Here is a 17947-nt window from a genome sequence, read left to right on the forward strand (position 1 = left end):
TCGATAGATCACGCGGTATGGGTCCCTGCGTTCGCAGGGACGACACCGAATGCGTTGTCGCAGGATCGGCCTACGCCGCGATCAGATCGCGGACGGGCGGCACGTGCGCTTCATCGGCGATCAGCTCCTCGCAGAACATGCGGGCTTCTTCGCGCGCGGACTCGGTCGCGAAGCGGCGGAGCAGGATCAACAATGGCTCGGCGGCCTTGCGGTCGGTTTCGCAATGGGTCAGCACGCGCTCGACCATGCGGCGGCGCAGTCTCGCCGCTCCGCCGATCGTATCGACATAGCCGGTTTCCTGGCTGACCTCGAGCGCGACACGAAACGCCGCGAAGGTCGATTCGGGAAGGCCCGCGCGGATCAGCAGCGCCTGCAGGCTGGCGCCGCCACGATCGTGCAGCAGCGCCGTGACGCGGGCCAGCGGCAGATCGGCCAATTCGGCCAGCGCGGAATCGAACAGCTCGATACTGCCCGACAACAGCGCGCGCAGGATCAGGCCCGCGGTCAATTGCCCGGTGGCGCGCAGGTGCCGCACCAGGCCCTGCATGTCCTCGCCGCGCGAACGCGCCGCGATGTTCACGGCCGAGCGTTCGCGCGCTTCGCTCGCAAGCCGCCCTGCCCGGTCGGCGCTCAGCCAGTTGCGCGCCACGACGAATTGCGCCAGCGTGTCGGAGAGTTTTGCGATCAGTGCCACGCGCGTGGCGGCGGGAAGGCCTTCGAGCACCAGCATCGATTCGCGGATCGCGGCGAGATGGCCGTGACGCTCGACGATGCGGTCCCAGGAAAACGGCGCCAGCTCGGCGTAGGCGTTCTCGATCAGTTCAAGGGCTGCGGCCGCCGAGCCGACTTCGGCAATCGCGGCGGAGACCGAAGGCGGCAGGTTGATGCGGCGGGCGATGGCGCATTGCATGTCGCTGTTGCCGGTTGCGACGATGTCGACGAGATCGGCATCGATCAGCAGCGGTGAATGTTCGAGCACCGGCAGCGCGATCGAGGGCTGGTCGAGCGAGAGCGCCTGCACGATCGCCGCCGGCGCGTCCGAGCTGCGCGAAAATACTTCCGCCATGGCCAGGCGGACCAGTGGCGAGGGATCATCGAGCAACATCAGCAGCGCGCCTTCGGCGGCGATGCGGTCGTCCTCGGTGAGATCTGAAATCAACCAGGCCCGCGCCAAAGCCCGCGTCGCCTCTGCCCGCTCGCCTGCCGGAGCGGTACGAATCCAACTGATGAACTGCCGAACGATCATGGTCCTGGCTTACGCAACGTGAGACGACACCGTGACGCGGTGCCACTATTAGAAAAAATAAACCATGACGCTTAACAAAGGGTTCACCATAAACGGCTGGTTTTATTGACGTTTTGTTAAGGGTGCGAGGCCGGACGCAGTGACGCCCGCTCCCCGGATGCAGCGCAACGCGCAGTGTTGCGCTGCTGATCCGGGGCCCACGCGCGTAGCATTATGATGGGTCCCGGTTCTGCGAAGCACTGCTTCGCGCTGCATCGCGTCGGCTCAACTACTGAACGTGCCGCTGCGGTCGCTGAAGAGGTCGAGCCGGCCGGGAGCGCGAACCTCAGGCGTTGCCGATGCGACCTTGCCCCACAATTCCTGCACCGCAGGCGAGATCGGCTGCGCGCGTTCGCCGGCCTGGAACAGTGAGCGAAAGATCGGCTCGGGTGACGCAGCGGCAGTCTGCGACGTTGCCGCCACCGGCGTCACCGCGCGCTGATCCGGGAAGCTCGATAGATAGGCCGCGTTGTCGATCGCCGTCATCGCCGGCGCGGCGCTCGCGACGGTGATGCGCCTTGGAAGATCGCCGCCGGCGGCCGCCATGGCCGTGCGCGTCACCGGCGAATTGGCGGCGGCTGCGTAGCGCGTGTTCAGCACCGAATACACTTGCGAGACGCTGCGTGCCTGTCCCGAGCGGTCGTAGAAGATCGACTGGTTGGCCGCAGCCGCGTTCGGAAACATCCGCGCGGCGGAAGCGTTCGGATTGTCCTCGGCGCTCTGGATCAGCTTGCCGGCGCCGCCGACGCCCATGAAATGCGCCATATAAAGTTCGGCGTCGGTCGGACGGCGGCCGATCTTGCCGGTCAGCTTGAAGCTGTTAGATTGCGTCAGCACCGCCGCCATCGACGAGGCGGCGTCCGGATCGTCGCGCAGCTTCATGATCGCGGCGCGCGCGGTGGGATCGTCGACCGAATAGCTGCCGGAGGGATTTTTGGTGATGGCGTCGGCATATTGGCTATAGCCGAGATGGACGCCCGCCTCTTTCACCGTGCCGAGCCAGGTCTGGTCGATGAACTGAAACAGCCCGCGCGCCGACGAGGTGGTGGCGGCAGCCTTCGGGTTGAAGTTGGATTCCATCTTCGCGGTGGCGAGCAGATATTCGAAGCTGGCGCCGGTGGTCGAGGCGGCCTGCCTGATCGAGCCAGCGATCCTCGCGCGCGTGGGATCGACACCTGCCGCAGCCGTGGCGCTTGATGTGTCGACCGCCATGTCTCAGGTGCCCCGCTCCTCGCGAAATCTCGCGCGGGCTCTCAAGGCACCAGCAATCAGTGCCTATACGCGGTCGAGACTGCCGCAATTATGGTTAATGGCGGGTTAAGGTCTATCTCGCGCCGTCATTCCGGGCGCGCCTTGCGCGAACCCGGAATCTCGAGATTCCGGGTTCAGCCCTGCGGGCTGCCCCGGAATGACGGCGTCATTTCTGATAGACCTGCGCCGGATCGAACTGCCTCTCAGCATCGACGAACGACAGGCGCGTGCCGCCATCGGCCGCCTCGACTTTGCGGTAGAAACACGAGCGCCGGCCGGTGTGACAGGCGGCGCCGGTCTGCTCGACCCTGATCCAGACCGCGTCCTGATCGCAATCCAGGCGCATCTCGACCACGCGCTGGGTCTGACCCGATGTCTCGCCTTTTCGCCATAACGCATTGCGCGACCGGCTGAAGTACCAGGCATCGCCGGTTGCGATCGTCTTGCGCAGCGCCTCGTCGTTCATGTGCGCGACCATCAACACGTCACCGGTCGCGGCATCGGTCGCGACACAGGTCACGAGCCCGGCCGCGTCGAATTTGGGCTGGAAGGCCAGCCCCTCTTCGCGCTCGTTAGCATCGACGGATGTGGACACGACAGGCCTCGCAAATATTCAAGCGAGGTTACCGGGTCGGTCCTCGCACCAGTGACAGGAAACGCTGCTGCTCCGCCGGATTGTCGCGGAACATGCCGGTGAACCGGCTGGTGAACGTCATCGCGCCATGCTTGGCGACGCCGCGCACCGACATGCAGGTATGCTCCGCCTCGATCAGCACGGCAACGCCACGGGGCTTCAGAACCTCGTCGATCGCGGCCGCGATCTGGGCGGTCAGGTGCTCCTGGGTCTGCAGGCGGCGCGCGAAGATGTCGGTCAGCCGCGCCAGCTTGGACAAGCCCACCACCCGCTCCACCGGCGTATAGGCGATATGCGCCCTGCCGTAGAACGGCATCATGTGGTGCTCGCATTGCGAGGTGAATTCGATATCGCGAACCAGGACGAAATCGTCATAGCCCGCGGTTTCGCCAAAGGTGCGGTCCAGCACCTCGGCCGGGCACTGGTGATAGCCCTGATAGAGCTCGTCGAAAGCTTCGACCACCCGGCGCGGCGTATCCAGCAGGCCCTCGCGGCCCGGGTTCTCGCCGATATAGCTGAGCAGCGTCTGCACCGCATGTTCGGCCTCCGCACGCGAGGGGCGCGGCAGGTCGGCGCGAACCGCAGCCGCCAGGAACTCGGCCGGATCGAGCTCGGTCGGGCGGGTTTCAGGGGCCACATCGGGCGATTTCAGTTCGGAAGGCTTGACGTCAGAAGGTTTGATTTCAGGAGCCTTGATTTCAGGAGCCTTGATTTCAGGCGCCTTGCCTGGGCGGAGGGATTTGATCAATGCGTCCATGTCTTCTCCGTTCGACCGGCCGCAAAGACCGGAGTGTCACCGGGCAGACGGGGCGGGCATTGCCGCCGGGCGCCTGAGTCCCATCCACAACAATTGGCAGCCGAACCGGTTTCCGTTTCGGCCAGCCTTCGGCAAACGGCTGGGCTGTTTTTCCGCCGTTCCTGTCCATATATAGGACGAGGAAACCCAGCCGCCAAGGGCGCTCGGACCGCCGCCCGGGACACCGATTCTCATGCTGAACGACATCTACAATAAGCGGATCATCGAACTGGCGGGCAATATCCCCCGCCTCGGCCGCCTCCCCGACCCCCACGCCAGCGCCACCGCCCACTCCAAGCTGTGCGGCTCGACCGTCAAGGTCGACCTCAAGATGGACGGGCCGGTGGTCACCGACTTCGCGCATGACGTGAAGGCCTGCGCGCTCGGCCAGGCCTCCTCCTCGATCATGGCAAGCCATGTGGTCGGCTCGACGGCTGGCGAGTTACGTGAATTGCGAGAAACCGTGCGCAAGATGTTGAAGGAAAACGGCGGTCCGCCGCAAGGCAAATGGGCCGACATCGCCCTGCTCGAACCGGTGCGCGACTACAAGGCCCGCCACGCCTCGACCATGCTGACCTTCGACGCCGTGGTCGACGCCATCGGCCAGATCGAGGCCAGGACGAAGCAGACGGCGCAGGCGTGAGGCTGGCTCGTCATTCCGGGTTCGATGCTTCGCATCGCCCCGGAATGACTCCACTTGAAACTTACTTCTGCGGCTGAGCCGGCTGCGGCGTCGTGGTCGTCGCAGAGCCGCCGGTCGGAGCCGCGGCTTCGGCGGTCTTGGTGGACTTGCCAACCTGTTGTTGCGGATCGCCCTCGACGGCGGAACTGGCGAAGCGGTCCTGCGGCTTGGCAGGCTTGGCCTCGGCCATCGGCACCGACGAATTGTCCTGCGGGAGCACATCGGCGACCGCATCGGTCGTGATCAGGTTAGCCAGACGCAATTCACTGCGCGACAATTCGTGCAGATCTTCCCACGGCGGCACGCTGAGCGCGAGCGACAGCAGATCGCCGGTGCCGCCCATGTCGAAGGTGTATTTGGTCAGGCGGCCGATATCACGCTGAACGATCATCAGATCCTGCGCGGTGTAGCTCGAGGCCTTGGCATCGTCGGCGCGATCGCCCATCCAGATCTGGTGCACCCGAACATGCGCGACCGGCGGCACGTAACGGGTCTTACCTCCAAGAAGCAGGAACACGCACATCGACTCGCAGTGGGCTTCCGGCGCCACACTGACGCGTTCGCCCTGCGGGGTCCTCGTGCGCACGGTAGTGCCGACCGTGGTCAGCGCGCCGAGGCTGCGGAACCGCCGGCCAAGCGCAATGGAATCGTTGACCGAGCCGCCGCTGGAATCCAGCACGATGGTCGCGCCGGCGAGCTGGCGACCTTTCGCAAATTCGTCGAACTCCCTCGGACTATCCGATGTGACGATGCCGACGGCCGAGACCCAGCCCCTGCAATCGGGCTGGCACGCATTCCACTTGAAATGCATCGGCTGCTTGCGCTCTTCGAGGGTCCCGCCGGCGTGCGCCGAGTTGTCCAGCGCCGTGATCGCGCCAGGCAATGCGAGACAAAAGGCGGTGGCGCCAAGGAGCGCCCAGCCGCGAAATTTCAGCGACCTCACTAACCTCAATTTGGTTCCTTCCCCCAAGCCCCTTCAGGGAGCGATGGCAACGGCCCCACTTCAACGCGACATGATTCTGTCATCGAAGCGTTGCTGAAACGGTAACCGTACTGTTCTGTGTCGTCCATAATACCTTGGCGTGCTCCGGTATACTGCGGTGCGATAGTTGCGAACTGTGGCGTAAATATCTGCACGCATTGAGTTCCTTGCTTGGGAACACCCGCAAAACTACGTACATAGTCGGCATGGCACCTGCAGATCATTCATCGTCACCTCGAAAACAAAGCACGGATTGTGCCAACACCGCCCGTCGTCTGCCGCGCAATGCGGGGCGCGCGCTGATCTGGATCTACCGGCATTCGCTGTCGCTGCTGGTCGGCTACAACTGCCGGCACCTGCCGACATGCTCGGTGTATGGCGACGAAGCGATCGAGCGCTTCGGCCTGTGGGGCGGCGGATGGATGACGCTGGCGCGGATTTTGCGATGCCACCCCTGGGGCACATCCGGCATCGATAACGTGCCGCTGACGACGCCTGCGGGGGCGCGATGGTATCTGCCGTGGCGCTACGGACGCTGGCGCGGAGTCAACGAATCGTGAAGACGGAACTTGCAACCAGCCTGTGTTCCGCCGCTCACCGCCAGAAGAAGAATCCGCCTCTCGGCTGCGGCCCGACATCGACAGGCGGTCTCAGCTTTCGCACGCGCGGCGGCGGCGGCGGTGGCGGGGTTTCGGTCAACGACGTCGCATCGGAACTCGCCGGGCCGTCGTCCGGCAACCGTACCGACAGCAGCAAATTCGATTCATTGGTGCGCCAGCGGTAGCCGATGCCGAAATCGATCGGCTGCGCGCGCCGGAACAGCGCGGCATAAGATTCCTGGTAGCGTCCCGCGAACTCGTCGATCGGTCCCAAATAGCGGCCGAACGGAAACAAGCGCCATTTCTTCGTGCCGTAATGGGCAAGCGGGATTCCGGAATCGTCTTGAATGACGGTGGCGCTGTTGGCGAGCAGGAAGTCGCGCACCGTGGTGAAGTTGCCGGAATGCAGCAGATAGGAGGCGCTCTTGATCAGGCTGTTGCCGGGCGCGAGCGTCGCGCAGAATTTCAGGAAGCCGCTCGCCTTCACGCCGGAGTTGGAAAGATCGGTCGAGAAGTAATACAGCGTCTTTTCCTGACCGTCGCTGCCGGCGAACATGATGCGCACGCCGCGCACGGCATTCGGTCCGGCATTCTCGCCGGCGAAATACGCCGCGCCCTGCTCGCCCAGCGCGATCGGAGTGACGCTCTTCACGGTCATGCCGGAGCGCGCCAGGAACACGTAGAGGATCGGCAACGTCCCGCTGATCTGGCCCGCCTGCAGGTCGGTCTTCATCTGCTTGGTGATGAAGAAACTGAAGCTCAGGATCGATCCGAGCGAGCGCTCGACATTGTAGAGCGCCGACGCAATGCCGCCGCGCGGCAATCTCGAAAGGTCGGGCACCGCGCCGACCGGCTCGAGCGCACTCAGCACATAGGTCGACGCCCTGGAATAGAACACGTTCGCATAGAGAAAATCAGGGCCTGAGAACATGTAGAACATGGTCGGTCGCGGCGCCGCCAGGTTGGTATCCGCCCAGGCGCGGATCCGCGACAACTGGCGCTGCTCGAGTTTCTCGAACGCGCTGTCGAAGAATTTGGCGTGACGTTGCCAGGCCGGCTCCTTGGTGAGCGGCACAAGCGGCGAATCCGCCGACGGCATCATGCCCGCCAGAAACTTCGCGGTATCGTCCACCGTTGCGGTTTGGGCGTGGACGCCAGCCACGGCCGCCAGCAGCATGACGGCCGCAAGCGTCGCCGTTCTCAGGGAGTGCAGCATGTTCATTCGCGACCCGAGGATACGGCCGCGGGGAGTTGACCTGCCCGCTTGCGGAAGACGGCGTAAATCAGCAGACCTGAAAGCATGATCAGAAGACCCAGCAGCGACTGCAACGGCCGTTCGGTCAAAAGGTAGTACATCATGAATCCGGTCACGAGCAGGAAAACCACAGGGGTCACGGGGTATCCCCAGGCGCGGTAGGGCCGCGGCAGGTCCGGCTGCGTGATGCGCAGCTTGATCACGCCGAGCACGGTGAAGAACGAGCAGAACAGCAGCGCGAACTGGATGAAGTCGAGCACGGCCTCGAAGCTGCGCGTAAACAGCATCAGGCTCGCGACCGTGAGCTGAAATAGAATGGCGTAAGCCGGCGCGCCGCCGGTCGACCTTCGGGAGAACGGCCGCAGCACCGGAAGGTCCTCGCCCATCGTCATCATGACGCGTGGCCCGATCCACATCATCGCGCTGATCGAGGAGATCAGCCCGAAGCAGATCATCGCGCCGACGATGCGGCCGCCTAATTCGCCGAAGATGTAGCTGCCGGAAATCCGGGCGACGTCGAGCTGCCCGGCCAGCTTGTCGATCGGCGCGGTGTGCAGGAACACCGCGTTGAGCGCGACATACAGCACCAGCACGATCAGCGTTCCGATCAGCATCGCCCGCGGCACATTGCGCTCCGGCAATCTCACCTCGCCGATGATGTAGGTCGCCGCGTTCCACCCCGAGAACGAATACATCACGAAGACGAGGCTGATCGCGAACGGCGCGCTGACGATATGGGTGAAGTCGGAAGCCGACGGCGTGAACGATACCGGCTGCCCGGAGCCGATCACGAAGCCGCTGACCAGGAAGGCCACGATCAGCACCACCTTCAGGAGGGTGGAGATCAGTTGAAAGGTGGAGGAATGGCGCACGCCGGTGAGTTGCACCAGCGACACCAGCCACACCACGCCGACCGCAAGCACGAGCGGCGGCGCATTGGGCAGGATCGACTTGCCGTACTCGCCGAACGCCATGGCGGCAAGCGCTACGGGTGCGGCAAAGCCGACGGTTGCCGACACCCAGCCCGCCACAAACCCGAAGGCCGGGTGATAGGCCCGGCCAAGCAGGTTGTACTCGCCGCTCGAGCGCGGAAACATCGCGCCGAGTTCACCGTAGGAAAACACCCCGCACAGCGCGACGATGCCGCCTATCGTCCACAGCAACAGGATCGAAAAGCCGGAGGGGATGTCCTTGACCTGGAAGCCGAGGCTGGTGAAGACGCCAACGCCGACCATGTCGGCAACGACGATGGCAACCGCCACCAGGACCGAAACGGTGGAGCCGCTGCCGGAGAGCGAGCCGGGCCACGCCGGGCTTCCCGTTTCTGATGCCGCCATCTCGGACCGTACCTTCAGCGCCGCAGCCAGGAGCTGCATCGTGCAGGCTGACGCTGCTCAATTCAAGCAATGTTAACAATGGTTTAAATCGAGAGACAAAATAGGTTCTATAATACCTCAATTGACACCGTGCCACTACTGGATTGCGAAAACATCGTGTCGGTCCCACAATCGCGACACGATTGCATGGTCTCCTCGGGCTTCCGGACGTGGGGAGTTTTTCCGGACGCTTAACGTCGCCTAACGCGTGCGAGCTAACGCCGGTTGACGGTGGATCTTGGGGCATTGGGGTGGATGGTCGGAGCAATTCCGAAATTCCTGACAGTTGATCGCGCCAGCCGGGCGACGTGCCCGGTCGTGCCGCGTCGCACCTTGCCGTTCCCTTTGCCATTGCGATGGCACTGGGTTGCGATGGCTGCGCTGTGCGTGCCGCTGTCCTTTGTCCTGGTTCAATGCGGCAAGGCGCCGAACGCCGGAATGCTGGCGGCGAACACGGAAGGCGCAAAATCCCGGGCTGCGACGTCCCGGACTTCGATCGATACGTTCGACGACCGTTTTCCCCAGCCGCAATTTGCCGACCGTTTCCCGACCGCCAGTGAAAGCCTGCCGCAGGTCCAGCGCCAGGCTGCGCTGGCGCCGCAACCGCGCGCCGTGCGGACCGAGCCCGTGCGGGTCGCGTCGCTGACGCCGACGCTGACACTTCCCCGCAGCGAGCGCGAGGAATCGACCGCGCTGGTCAGCATGAAGTCCTCGGCCTTCCCCTACTTCGGCACCAATCCGCGCTCCGAAGAGCCGTTCCTCAACATCTCCAAGGGCGACCGCAAGGGCCACCGCAGCTATGGCGGCCGGGTCTATTGGCAGGACGAGACCTACAACGACAGCCGCGTGCTGGTGCATGTCCCCGAGACGTTCGATGTCAGGAAGCCGGGCGTGATCGTGGTGTTCTTCCATGGCAACGGCGCGACGCTGGAGCGCGATGTCCGCGACCGGCAACTGGTGCCGCAGCAGATCTCGGATTCCGGCGTCAACGCCGTGCTGCTCGCGCCGCAAATGGCGGTTAATGCCGCCGACTCCAGCGCGGGCAAGTTCTGGCAGCCGGGCGGCTTCAAGCGCTTCATCGATGAGTCGGCGAGCCACCTCGCCCGCCTCTACGGCGACCCGAAGTCGGCACAGGCGTTCGCGAACCTGCCGATCGTGATCGTCGGCTATAGCGGCGGCTTCCTGCCGACCGCCTGGAGCCTCGAGGTCGGCGGGCTCCCCAACCGGGTCCGCGGCGTGTTCCTGCTCGACGCCGTCTATGGCGAACTCGACAAGTTCGCCTCCTGGATCGAGAAAAACCGGACCGGCTTCTTCGTCTCTTCGTATACCCGCTACACCAAACGGCACGACCAGGAACTGATGCAGATGCTCCGCGACAGGGGCATCACCGTCACCGAGAGCATGGACGGGCCGCTGCGGCCCGGCAGCGTGGTATTCGTGCAGACGCCTGATGGCGTCACCCATCGCGACTACGTCACGCAGGCCTGGACCGAGCATCCGGTCAAGGACGTGCTGGTCAAGATGGCGGCAACGCCCGCTTTGACCCGGGTCGCCAGCACGCCCTACGCAGGCCGGTAGCCGCCTCTTCGCCGCGCCATCGCGGCGTGCCAGCCATCACCTGCTTTGATCATGTTCGGCTAAAAACTCTTTTTCGGCCGGGTCACGATCACCGTCGCCAGTGCCAGCGCGACGAAGGCCGCCCCGACATAGCCCGCGGCGTAGAGGAGATCGTGCACGTATAGAAAACCGCCGATCGCCGATCCCACCGCCTGCCCGATGTAGAGGACCGATGTGTTGAGCGACACCGAGGCGGATGCGAGCGAAGGTGCCGCCCCGACCAGCCGCACCTGCTGCATCGAGTTAGTGGAAGCAAAACCGAGGCCCCAGATCGCGACCGACACGGCCATCAACGGATAAATCCCGGCGCTCAACGCCCAGCCGGCGAGGCCTGCCAGCAACACCAGGGTGAACAGAAGCGAGGTCTTCCAGGCGCCCCAGGAATCGACGATGCGGGTTCCGATCGCCGTGCCGATGACGCCGCACACGCCATAGACGGCAAATACCAGCCCGATCGCATCCGGCCCTGCCCCCGTCAGCCTCGCCAGCAGCGGCCCCATGAAGGTGAACACCACGAACTGGCCGGACATCTGCAGCGTGGTGATTAACAGCAACAACACGATCAGCCGGTTGCGGCCGATAGCGGCCCATGTCTTGAGGTCGACCGGCGCGCCCATCAGCCCGCGCGGCAGACGCGATGCCAGAAGCAGGAAGCTTACGCAGCCCATCAGGCCAATGCTGCCATAGGCCGCGCGCCAGCCATATCGGCTGGCGATGAAGGTGATCAGCGGCAGGCCGACCGCCGCCGCCAGCGACCAGCCGAGAAAGATGTAGGCGATGGTGCTGCCGCGCTTTTGCTCCGGTACGATCAGCCCGGCCGTTCCCGCCGCCTGCGGTGTGTAGAGCGCGCCGACCGCGAGCATGACCAGACGGATGAAGAGCAGGCTGGTGTAATCGGGCGCCAAGGCGGAGGCGAAGTTGGTAAGCGCAAGCACTGCGAGCGTCGCCGTAAGCAAGTTGCGGCGATCGATCCTGGAAGTCAGCCACGCCGTAACCGGCGAGCCGATGCAAAGCATGATCGCGCCGAAGGTGATCAGAAGACCCGCGGTCCGGATGCTGATATCGAGACCGGAGGACAATTCGCCGAGCATGCCTGCCGGCGCCAGCACCGAGCAGCCGGTGACAATGTTGCCGAGCATGAGTGCGGTCGGCGCGAAGCGGCGTTCGGTGTGGACGGGCACGGACACATGTTTCATGCACATGCATGTACGCAGCGAGCCCGCCAAGAAAAGGCCGCGATGCCGGATTATTTGTCATCGCTGTCATGAGATTTATTGATTTGATGCCGCTGATGCCTCGCGGGCTCTGCGCGCGCTATTTGGCTTTGAAGTAATCCGTTTCCGGGCAATGAGCCCCCGGCTGTAGCTCCCCGGGGCTGCTTCCATTCATGCCCTGTTTGGCAAATTGCCCGATTGCAGGCGCCGAATCCCCTGCTATACCGCTGCTTTCCGCTTACCTGCGCTCGTTCGCAGGAGTGAGCTTTAGGAGAATGATATGCCTGACCAAAATACGCCGGCATCGGGATTCCAGTTTGGCCTTGCCAATTTGAAACCGGCCGAACCCCTGGAAAAGATCACCCTCACCTTCCCCGACGGCGCCAAGCGCGAATATGCCAAGGACACCACCGGGCTCGATATCGCCAAGGGCATCTCGCCCTCGCTGGCCAAGCGCACGGTGGCGATGGCGCTCGACGGCGAGGTCTGCGACCTCAACGATCCGATTTCGGGCGATGCGAAGATCGAGCTCATCAACCGCGACGATGCGCGCGCGCTGGAATTGATCCGCCATGACTGCGCGCACGTGCTGGCGGAAGCCGTGCAGTCGCTATGGCCGGGCACGCAGGTGACGATCGGCCCGGTGATCGAGAACGGTTTCTACTACGACTTCTTCCGCAACGAGCCGTTCACGCCGGAAGACTTTGCTGCGATCGAAAAGCGGATGCGCGAAATCATCGCAGCGCGACAAGCCGTTCACCAAGGAAGTGTGGGACCGCGAGAAGACCAAGCAGGTGTTCCGCGACAAGGGCGAGGCCTTCAAGGTCGAGCTGGTCGACGCCATTCCCGGCGACGAGCCGATCAAGATCTATTTCCAGGGCGACTGGTTCGACCTCTGCCGCGGCCCGCATATGAGTTCGACCGGCAAGGTCGGCAATGCGTTCAAGCTGATGAAGGTGGCGGGTGCCTATTGGCGCGGCGACAGCAACAATCCGATGCTGACGCGCATCTACGGCACGGCGTTCGCGAAACAGGAAGAGCTCGACGCCTACCTCAAGCAGATCGAGGAAGCCGAGAAGCGCGACCACCGCAAGCTCGGCCGCGAGCTCGACCTGTTCCACTTCCAGGAGGAAGGCCCCGGCGTGGTGTTCTGGCACCCGAAGGGCTGGACGGTGTTCCAGGCGCTGATCGCCTATATGCGCCGCCGGCTGACCGGCGACTACAGCGAGGTCAACGCGCCGCAGATCCTCGACAAGGTGTTGTGGGAGACTTCCGGCCACTGGGACTGGTACCGCGAGAACATGTTCGCGGCGCAGTCGGCCGGCGACGAGGCCGAGGACAAGCGCTGGTTTGCGCTCAAGCCGATGAACTGTCCGGGCCATGTGCAGATCTTCAAGCACGGCCTGAAGAGCTACCGCGACCTGCCCTTGCGCCTTGCCGAATTCGGCGTGGTACATCGCTACGAGCCGTCGGGCGCCATGCACGGCCTGATGCGCGTGCGCGGCTTTACCCAGGACGACGCGCACGTGTTCTGCACCGAGGCCCAGCTTGCCGACGAGTGTCTCAAGATCAACGAGTTGATCCTGTCGACCTATGCCGATTTCGGCTTCGAGGGCGAACTCACGGTCAAGCTCTCGACCCGGCCGGAGAAGCGCGTCGGCACCGACGAGATGTGGGAGCATGCCGAGCGCGTGATGGCGACCGTGCTGGCGGAAATTCAGGCCAGCGGCAGCAATCGCATCAAGACTGCGATCAATCCCGGCGAAGGCGCGTTCTACGGGCCGAAGTTCGAGTACGTGCTGCGCGACGCCATCGGCCGCGACTGGCAATGCGGCACCACGCAGGTCGACTTCAACCTGCCGGAGCGTTTCGGCGCGTTCTATATCGACGCCGACGGCTCGAAGAAGGCGCCGGTGATGGTGCACCGTGCGATCTGCGGCTCGATGGAGCGCTTCATCGGCATCCTGATCGAGCACTTCGCCGGCAACTTCCCGCTCTGGCTGGCGCCGACCCAGGTCGTGGTCACGACGATCACCTCCGAAGGCGACGAATACGCCAAGGTGGTCGCCGCCGCCGCGCGGCGTGCCGGCTTGCGCGTCGAGATCGACCTGCGCAACGAGAAGATCAACTACAAGGTCCGCGAGCACTCGCTGGCAAAAATCCCGGCCCTTCTCGTCGTCGGCAAGAAGGAAGCCGAGACCCATTCGGTCTCGATCCGCCGGCTCGGCAGCGACGGCCAGAACGTGATGGTGATGCCGACCGAGGAGGCGCTGGCTGCGCTCGTCGAGGAAGCAACCCCGCCGGATGTGAAGCGGGTGCGGTCGGCGGTCTGATCATAATCGGTCTAAATCCGCTTCCGCTGGAGCGGCTGTGCCACTATCTCTGGCACAGCCATTTCCGACGAAAGAGACCCTTGTGCCCGACGCCATCGAACTCCTGAAGATCCGCCGCTCGGTCAAGCCACGTGAGATGAGCGGACCCGGCCCCACGGCTGCCGAACTCGAGACCATCCTGACCATCGGGGCGCGGGTGCCGGACCATGGCAAGCTGACGCCGTGGCGCTTCATCGTGTTCGAGGGCGACGCACGCGCCCGGGCCGGCGACGTCATTGCGCGGGTGTTCGCGAAGAAGAATCCCTCTGCCCCCACCGCCGACATCGAGATGGAAAAGCGCCGGCTGATGGACGCGCCGCTGGTGATCGCCGTGGTCAGCTTCACCCGGCCGCATCCGAAGGTGCCGGCCTGGGAGCAGGAATTGTCCGCCGGCGCCAGCGCCATGAACATCGTCAACGCCGCCACCGCGCTTGGTTACGGCGCGTGCTGGCTGACCGGCTGGTTCGCCTTCGACCGCGACGTGCTCGACGGGCTCGGACTGAAAGCGGACGAAAAACTCGCCGGCTTCATCCATATCGGCAAGCCGGCAAGGCCTGCCGAGGATCGCCCGCGCCCGGCGTTGTCCGATATCGTGACGCGGTTTTGAAGCCGACACGCCGCGGCCAGTCGCCGGGCAAGACGATGCCGTCTGGCGGCCGGAGCAGGATGCGATTGGGTTGGGCCGTGAAGGGCCAACTCGTGCCCCGGACACAAGCAGCATGAGCGCTGCGAGCCGGAGCCATCCTACTTTGCATGGGGTTGTTTTCGTAGTTTTTGTCCGGGCCCTGCGGCATACCGCCGACGGTATGCGCGCCGCGTCCGGGACACGAGGCGGCTAGCTAGCGCGCGACGACCTCGACCTCGCCGTCGACGCCGTTGACGACGTTGAAGGGACGCTCGAACACCTTGCCTTCGTTCTTGGCGATCGCGCGGTATTCGCCCTCGGACAGCACCACGCGCGGAAACGCGCCGATCGATTCCTTGATGACGTCGCCGCCCGGCGTGATCACCGACCATGCGGTGTTGGCGAGCGCCTCACCGCCGCGGTCGCTGACGAGCTTCAACGTAATGACCGCCGCGCGGTGGCTGACGGTCACGTCCGTCAGCTTGCCGGCCTGGACGCGGATGTCGGAGCGCACCACCGAATTGGCATCGCCATAGTTGGAGATGATGTAGTAGGTGCCCTCCGGCAGCAGCGCAACGTCGCCGGCGGCCACGTTGGGCACCAGCGACTGGCGTTCGGCACCGTCGAACTGGCTGCCCTTGTAGAGTGCGAACGAAATCTGGTTCGGTGGAATCTTGCTGCTGCCGACACGGCCCTCGATACGCAGTCCGCCGGCCGGAAGCACGAAGGCCACGCGATCGGTCTCCGCTTTCAGGCTCACCGCCCGTACCGCGCTGACCAGGCCGAGGGCGACGTGGACGACGTAATTGCCGGGCGGCAGCACGATGTTCGGGGTCGCGCCGCGCTCCTCGCGGATCAGCTTGAACGTGCCGGTGTCGTCGGGCTTGTCGGCGAATACCCGCCACACCAGCCCGCCATTGATGACCGGCAGATCCTTGCCGTAGCGCGCCGTCAGCGACAGCACCCCCTGATTTGGAGCTGCGGCCCCTGGTGGAGGCGCTGCCGGCGAGATCGTCGCGATCGACGGGGGCACAATGGTGGGCTGGTTCAGCGGCGCCGGAAGCGGTGGGATCGTTCCCGTCCCCGACGGCGGCGCCAGATTCATGGCAGGCCCGGTCTGGACATCCGGAACCGTGGCCGGCGGCACCGGTGGGGGGCGGTCCGAGAACATCTGGGCCGAAGCCGGGGCGGCGAGCAGCGCCAACGCGAGCATCAGCGTCGGGAAAGGCCATCCGCCCCGCCCGAATCCAACGATACCGTTATCGCCCGAGATCATGGCCATGCTTTTCACCGAAAACGCGGCAAATTCAAGCCTCCGTAGTGGAAGTTCGGCCGGACAGCGGTGGCGGAACCGGCTCCGGCACCCAATGTTAATCCTGCGGTCGCGGTCCAGTCACATTCCCCGCCTAGGCCGCTTTCGCCGAGCATAAACCATGCATACGGATCGAAATGAACGATTCTGGCGCGGCCGCGCCGCGGTGGCTATCGTTGAAGCCGCAGGAGAGTTTGCGTGTTGGATAGCTGGATGGGCCGCGGCCAAAAAGGCTCCGATGCCCGAGAAAAGGCCCAAGAAAAGGCCCAAGACAAGGTAGGGCTCGGCAGTATCCGCCGGCCGGTGATCGGGCTGGCGCTGGGCGGCGGCGCCGCGCGCGGCTTTGCCCATATCGGAATCGTCCGGACGCTGGTGGCCCACGGCATCATTCCCAACGTCGTGGTTGGAACGTCGATCGGCGCCGTAGTCGGCGGCGCCTATGCCGCGGGACATCTCGACACGCTGGAAGACTGGGCGCGAAGCCTGCAGCCGCGAAGCGTCCTCTCCTATCTCGACATCCGCCTGAACGGGTCGGGCCTGATCGGCGGCGCCAAGCTTGCGGCCCAACTGGAGGCCGCGCTGGGCCAGAGCCTGATCGAGGATCTGCCGGTGAAATTTGCCACCGTGGCGACCGAAGTGCGCACCGGCCACGAGATCTGGCTGACCCATGGCCCGATGGTGGATGCGATGCGCGCCTCCTATGCGCTGCCGGGAATATTCTCGCCGATAATGGTCGGCGACCGTTGGCTGGTCGATGGCGCCCTGGTCAATCCGGTCCCGGTGTCGGCGGCACGCGCGCTCGGTGCGGAAATCGTCATCGCAGCCAATCTTTCCAGCGACGTCTTCACGCACTCCACGACGATCTATTCCCACGGTCCGACGGCCGGCGTTTCGGTATCGGTGATGCCGGAAGCGCTGCCTGAAGCCGAACCGCGGAAACGCGGCATCGGAAAATTCTTCTCCGCCGAGCGCACCATGAAGCGTGAGTTCTTCGGCGGCGGCGGACGGCCGGGCATCTCCTCGGTCATGGTCGATGCCTTCAACATCATGCAGGACCGCATCACCCGTGCGCGGCTGGCCGGCGATCCGCCGGATCTGTTGATCTCGCCCCGCGTCGGCAAGATCGGCTGGTTCGATTTTCACCGCGCCGACGACCTGATCGCCCACGGTATGCGCGCAGCCGAGCGTGCGATCGACTCGATCCAGGAGGCGATCCACATTCTGGCGCCGCCGGTGGCGGGCGAAGCCGAGCAGGCGGTCGAAAAGGCCGACAAGGAATAGCGTAGCGTTTTCAAGCGAAGTGGTTACCGGTTCGCGCTAAGAAAACGCGTCAAAACAAGATCAGGCCGTCTTGATGTAGTCGCGCAGCGCTTCCTGCTCGGCTTCGTATTCCTGGACGCGGCGCTTGACGATGTCGCCGATCGAAATCAGGCCCACCACCTTGCCGTCCTCGACCACGGGCAAGTGGCGGAACTTGCCGATCGTCATCATTTCCATGATGCCGGAGACGGTGTCGGACTCCCGGCAGCTCACGACCTTGCGCGTCATGACCGCGCTGACGGGCTCCTCGAGCACCCTCGCGCCGCGCTCCCCCAACGCCCGGACAATATCGCGTTCCGACAAAATGCCTTCAAGACGTCCCTGGTTCATCACCAGCACGGCGCCGATTTTGCGTTCGCCAAGGATCTTGACCGCCGCCGAAAGCTTGGCTTCCGGCTCGATGCTCTCGATCTGATGACCCTTGGTGTCGAGAATTGAACGTACCGTCATTGTCGCCTCCCTGAATCCGTCCGCGCCCCCGAGAGCCCGACTTGTTCACGAGTCTTCAATCAACAGTTCCGCGCCGGCTTCGTTCGGGACACGGCCTACAAGTGCGGCTGTCCTGCACGGCAGCGGCACCGGCTTGCGTTACAACTTGTGTGGATGATGGATGAAATCGTCGCTCGC

Annotated in this window: 15 protein-coding genes and 1 pseudogene; 6 read left to right on the forward strand and 10 right to left on the reverse strand. The window is 64.4% G+C overall.

Going from position 1 to position 17947, the window contains the following annotated elements; all coding sequences use genetic code 11:
* Window positions 1-70: 70 nt before the first annotated feature.
* The 4 genes from V1288_RS33180 to folE all read right to left on the reverse strand — a co-directional run bounded on the left by V1288_RS33180 (window position 71) and on the right by folE (window position 3927).
* Window positions 71-1246 carry a DUF2336 domain-containing protein gene (locus V1288_RS33180; RefSeq protein ID WP_334360999.1) on the reverse strand — a complete coding sequence of 392 codons (1176 nt, stop codon included), beginning with the start codon at window positions 1244-1246 and terminating at the stop codon, window positions 71-73.
* 264 nt (window positions 1247-1510) lie between these two features.
* On the reverse strand, window positions 1511-2497 hold the full coding sequence (locus V1288_RS33185) for a transglycosylase SLT domain-containing protein (protein WP_334361000.1): 987 nt from the start codon (window positions 2495-2497) through the stop codon (window positions 1511-1513).
* A 205-nt stretch (window positions 2498-2702) separates the two neighbouring features.
* A complete protein-coding gene (gene hisI / locus V1288_RS33190; RefSeq protein ID WP_334361001.1) occupies window positions 2703-3131 on the reverse strand; it encodes a phosphoribosyl-AMP cyclohydrolase in 429 nt (142 codons plus the stop codon).
* A 28-nt stretch (window positions 3132-3159) separates the two neighbouring features.
* The gene (folE, locus tag V1288_RS33195) at window positions 3160-3927 is read right to left on the reverse strand and encodes a GTP cyclohydrolase I FolE (protein WP_334361002.1); all 768 of its coding nucleotides are present in this window, start codon (window positions 3925-3927) and stop codon (window positions 3160-3162) included.
* Window positions 3928-4159: 232 nt separating this feature from the next.
* On the opposite strand from folE, the gene V1288_RS33200 reads away from it, so the two are divergent.
* A complete protein-coding gene (locus V1288_RS33200) occupies window positions 4160-4609 on the forward strand; it encodes an iron-sulfur cluster assembly scaffold protein (protein ID WP_334361003.1) in 450 nt (149 codons plus the stop codon).
* 61 nt (window positions 4610-4670) lie between these two features.
* Here the strand turns inward: V1288_RS33200 and V1288_RS33205 are convergent, their stop codons facing one another.
* Window positions 4671-5600 carry a hypothetical protein gene (locus V1288_RS33205; protein ID WP_334361004.1) on the reverse strand — a complete coding sequence of 310 codons (930 nt, stop codon included), beginning with the start codon at window positions 5598-5600 and terminating at the stop codon, window positions 4671-4673.
* Between the two features lie 236 nt (window positions 5601-5836).
* On the opposite strand from V1288_RS33205, the gene yidD reads away from it, so the two are divergent.
* Window positions 5837-6190, forward strand: coding sequence for a membrane protein insertion efficiency factor YidD (gene yidD, locus V1288_RS33210; protein WP_334361005.1), 354 nt, complete (start codon window positions 5837-5839; stop codon window positions 6188-6190).
* A gap of 34 nt (window positions 6191-6224) precedes the next feature.
* Here the strand turns inward: yidD and V1288_RS33215 are convergent, their stop codons facing one another.
* Together V1288_RS33215 and V1288_RS33220 are read right to left on the reverse strand one after the other, a co-directional pair.
* Window positions 6225-7445, reverse strand: coding sequence for a hypothetical protein (locus V1288_RS33215; protein WP_334361006.1), 1221 nt, complete (start codon window positions 7443-7445; stop codon window positions 6225-6227).
* Window positions 7446-7447: 2 nt separating this feature from the next.
* Window positions 7448-8821, reverse strand: a complete 1374-nt coding sequence (locus V1288_RS33220; protein ID WP_334361007.1) for an APC family permease — start codon at window positions 8819-8821, stop codon at window positions 7448-7450.
* 294 nt (window positions 8822-9115) lie between these two features.
* Here V1288_RS33220 and V1288_RS33225 point away from each other — a divergent pair, with 294 nt between their 5' ends.
* Window positions 9116-10438, forward strand: a complete 1323-nt coding sequence (locus tag V1288_RS33225; protein WP_442893890.1) for an alpha/beta hydrolase — start codon at window positions 9116-9118, stop codon at window positions 10436-10438.
* Between the two features lie 59 nt (window positions 10439-10497).
* On the opposite strand, the gene V1288_RS33230 is transcribed toward V1288_RS33225, so the two are convergent.
* Window positions 10498-11673, reverse strand: coding sequence for an MFS transporter (locus tag V1288_RS33230; protein WP_442893891.1), 1176 nt, complete (start codon window positions 11671-11673; stop codon window positions 10498-10500).
* 298 nt (window positions 11674-11971) lie between these two features.
* Between V1288_RS33230 and thrS the strand changes: the two are divergent.
* Both thrS and V1288_RS33240 read left to right on the forward strand, forming a co-directional pair.
* A pseudogene (thrS, locus tag V1288_RS33235) lies at window positions 11972-14024 on the forward strand (threonine--tRNA ligase).
* 82 nt (window positions 14025-14106) lie between these two features.
* Window positions 14107-14670: a nitroreductase family protein gene (locus V1288_RS33240; RefSeq protein WP_334361009.1), complete on the forward strand. Its 564-nt coding sequence runs from the start codon at window positions 14107-14109 to the stop codon at window positions 14668-14670.
* Window positions 14671-14902: 232 nt separating this feature from the next.
* On the opposite strand, the gene V1288_RS33245 is transcribed toward V1288_RS33240, so the two are convergent.
* On the reverse strand, window positions 14903-15964 hold the full coding sequence (locus tag V1288_RS33245) for a hypothetical protein (protein ID WP_334361467.1): 1062 nt from the start codon (window positions 15962-15964) through the stop codon (window positions 14903-14905).
* 234 nt (window positions 15965-16198) lie between these two features.
* Between V1288_RS33245 and V1288_RS33250 the strand changes: the two genes are divergently transcribed.
* Window positions 16199-17281 (forward strand): patatin-like phospholipase family protein, encoded by a 1083-nt coding sequence (locus tag V1288_RS33250; RefSeq protein WP_334361010.1) that lies wholly within the window; start codon window positions 16199-16201, stop codon window positions 17279-17281.
* Window positions 17282-17341: 60 nt separating this feature from the next.
* Here V1288_RS33250 and V1288_RS33255 read toward each other — a convergent pair whose 3' ends face one another.
* Complete coding sequence (locus V1288_RS33255; protein WP_334361011.1) at window positions 17342-17770, reverse strand: CBS domain-containing protein; 429 nt, start codon at window positions 17768-17770, stop codon at window positions 17342-17344.
* Window positions 17771-17947: the final 177 nt, after the last annotated feature.

It is taken from the genome of Bradyrhizobium sp. AZCC 2176 (assembly GCF_036924645.1).
Taxonomy (GTDB): Bacteria; Pseudomonadota; Alphaproteobacteria; order Rhizobiales; family Xanthobacteraceae; genus Bradyrhizobium.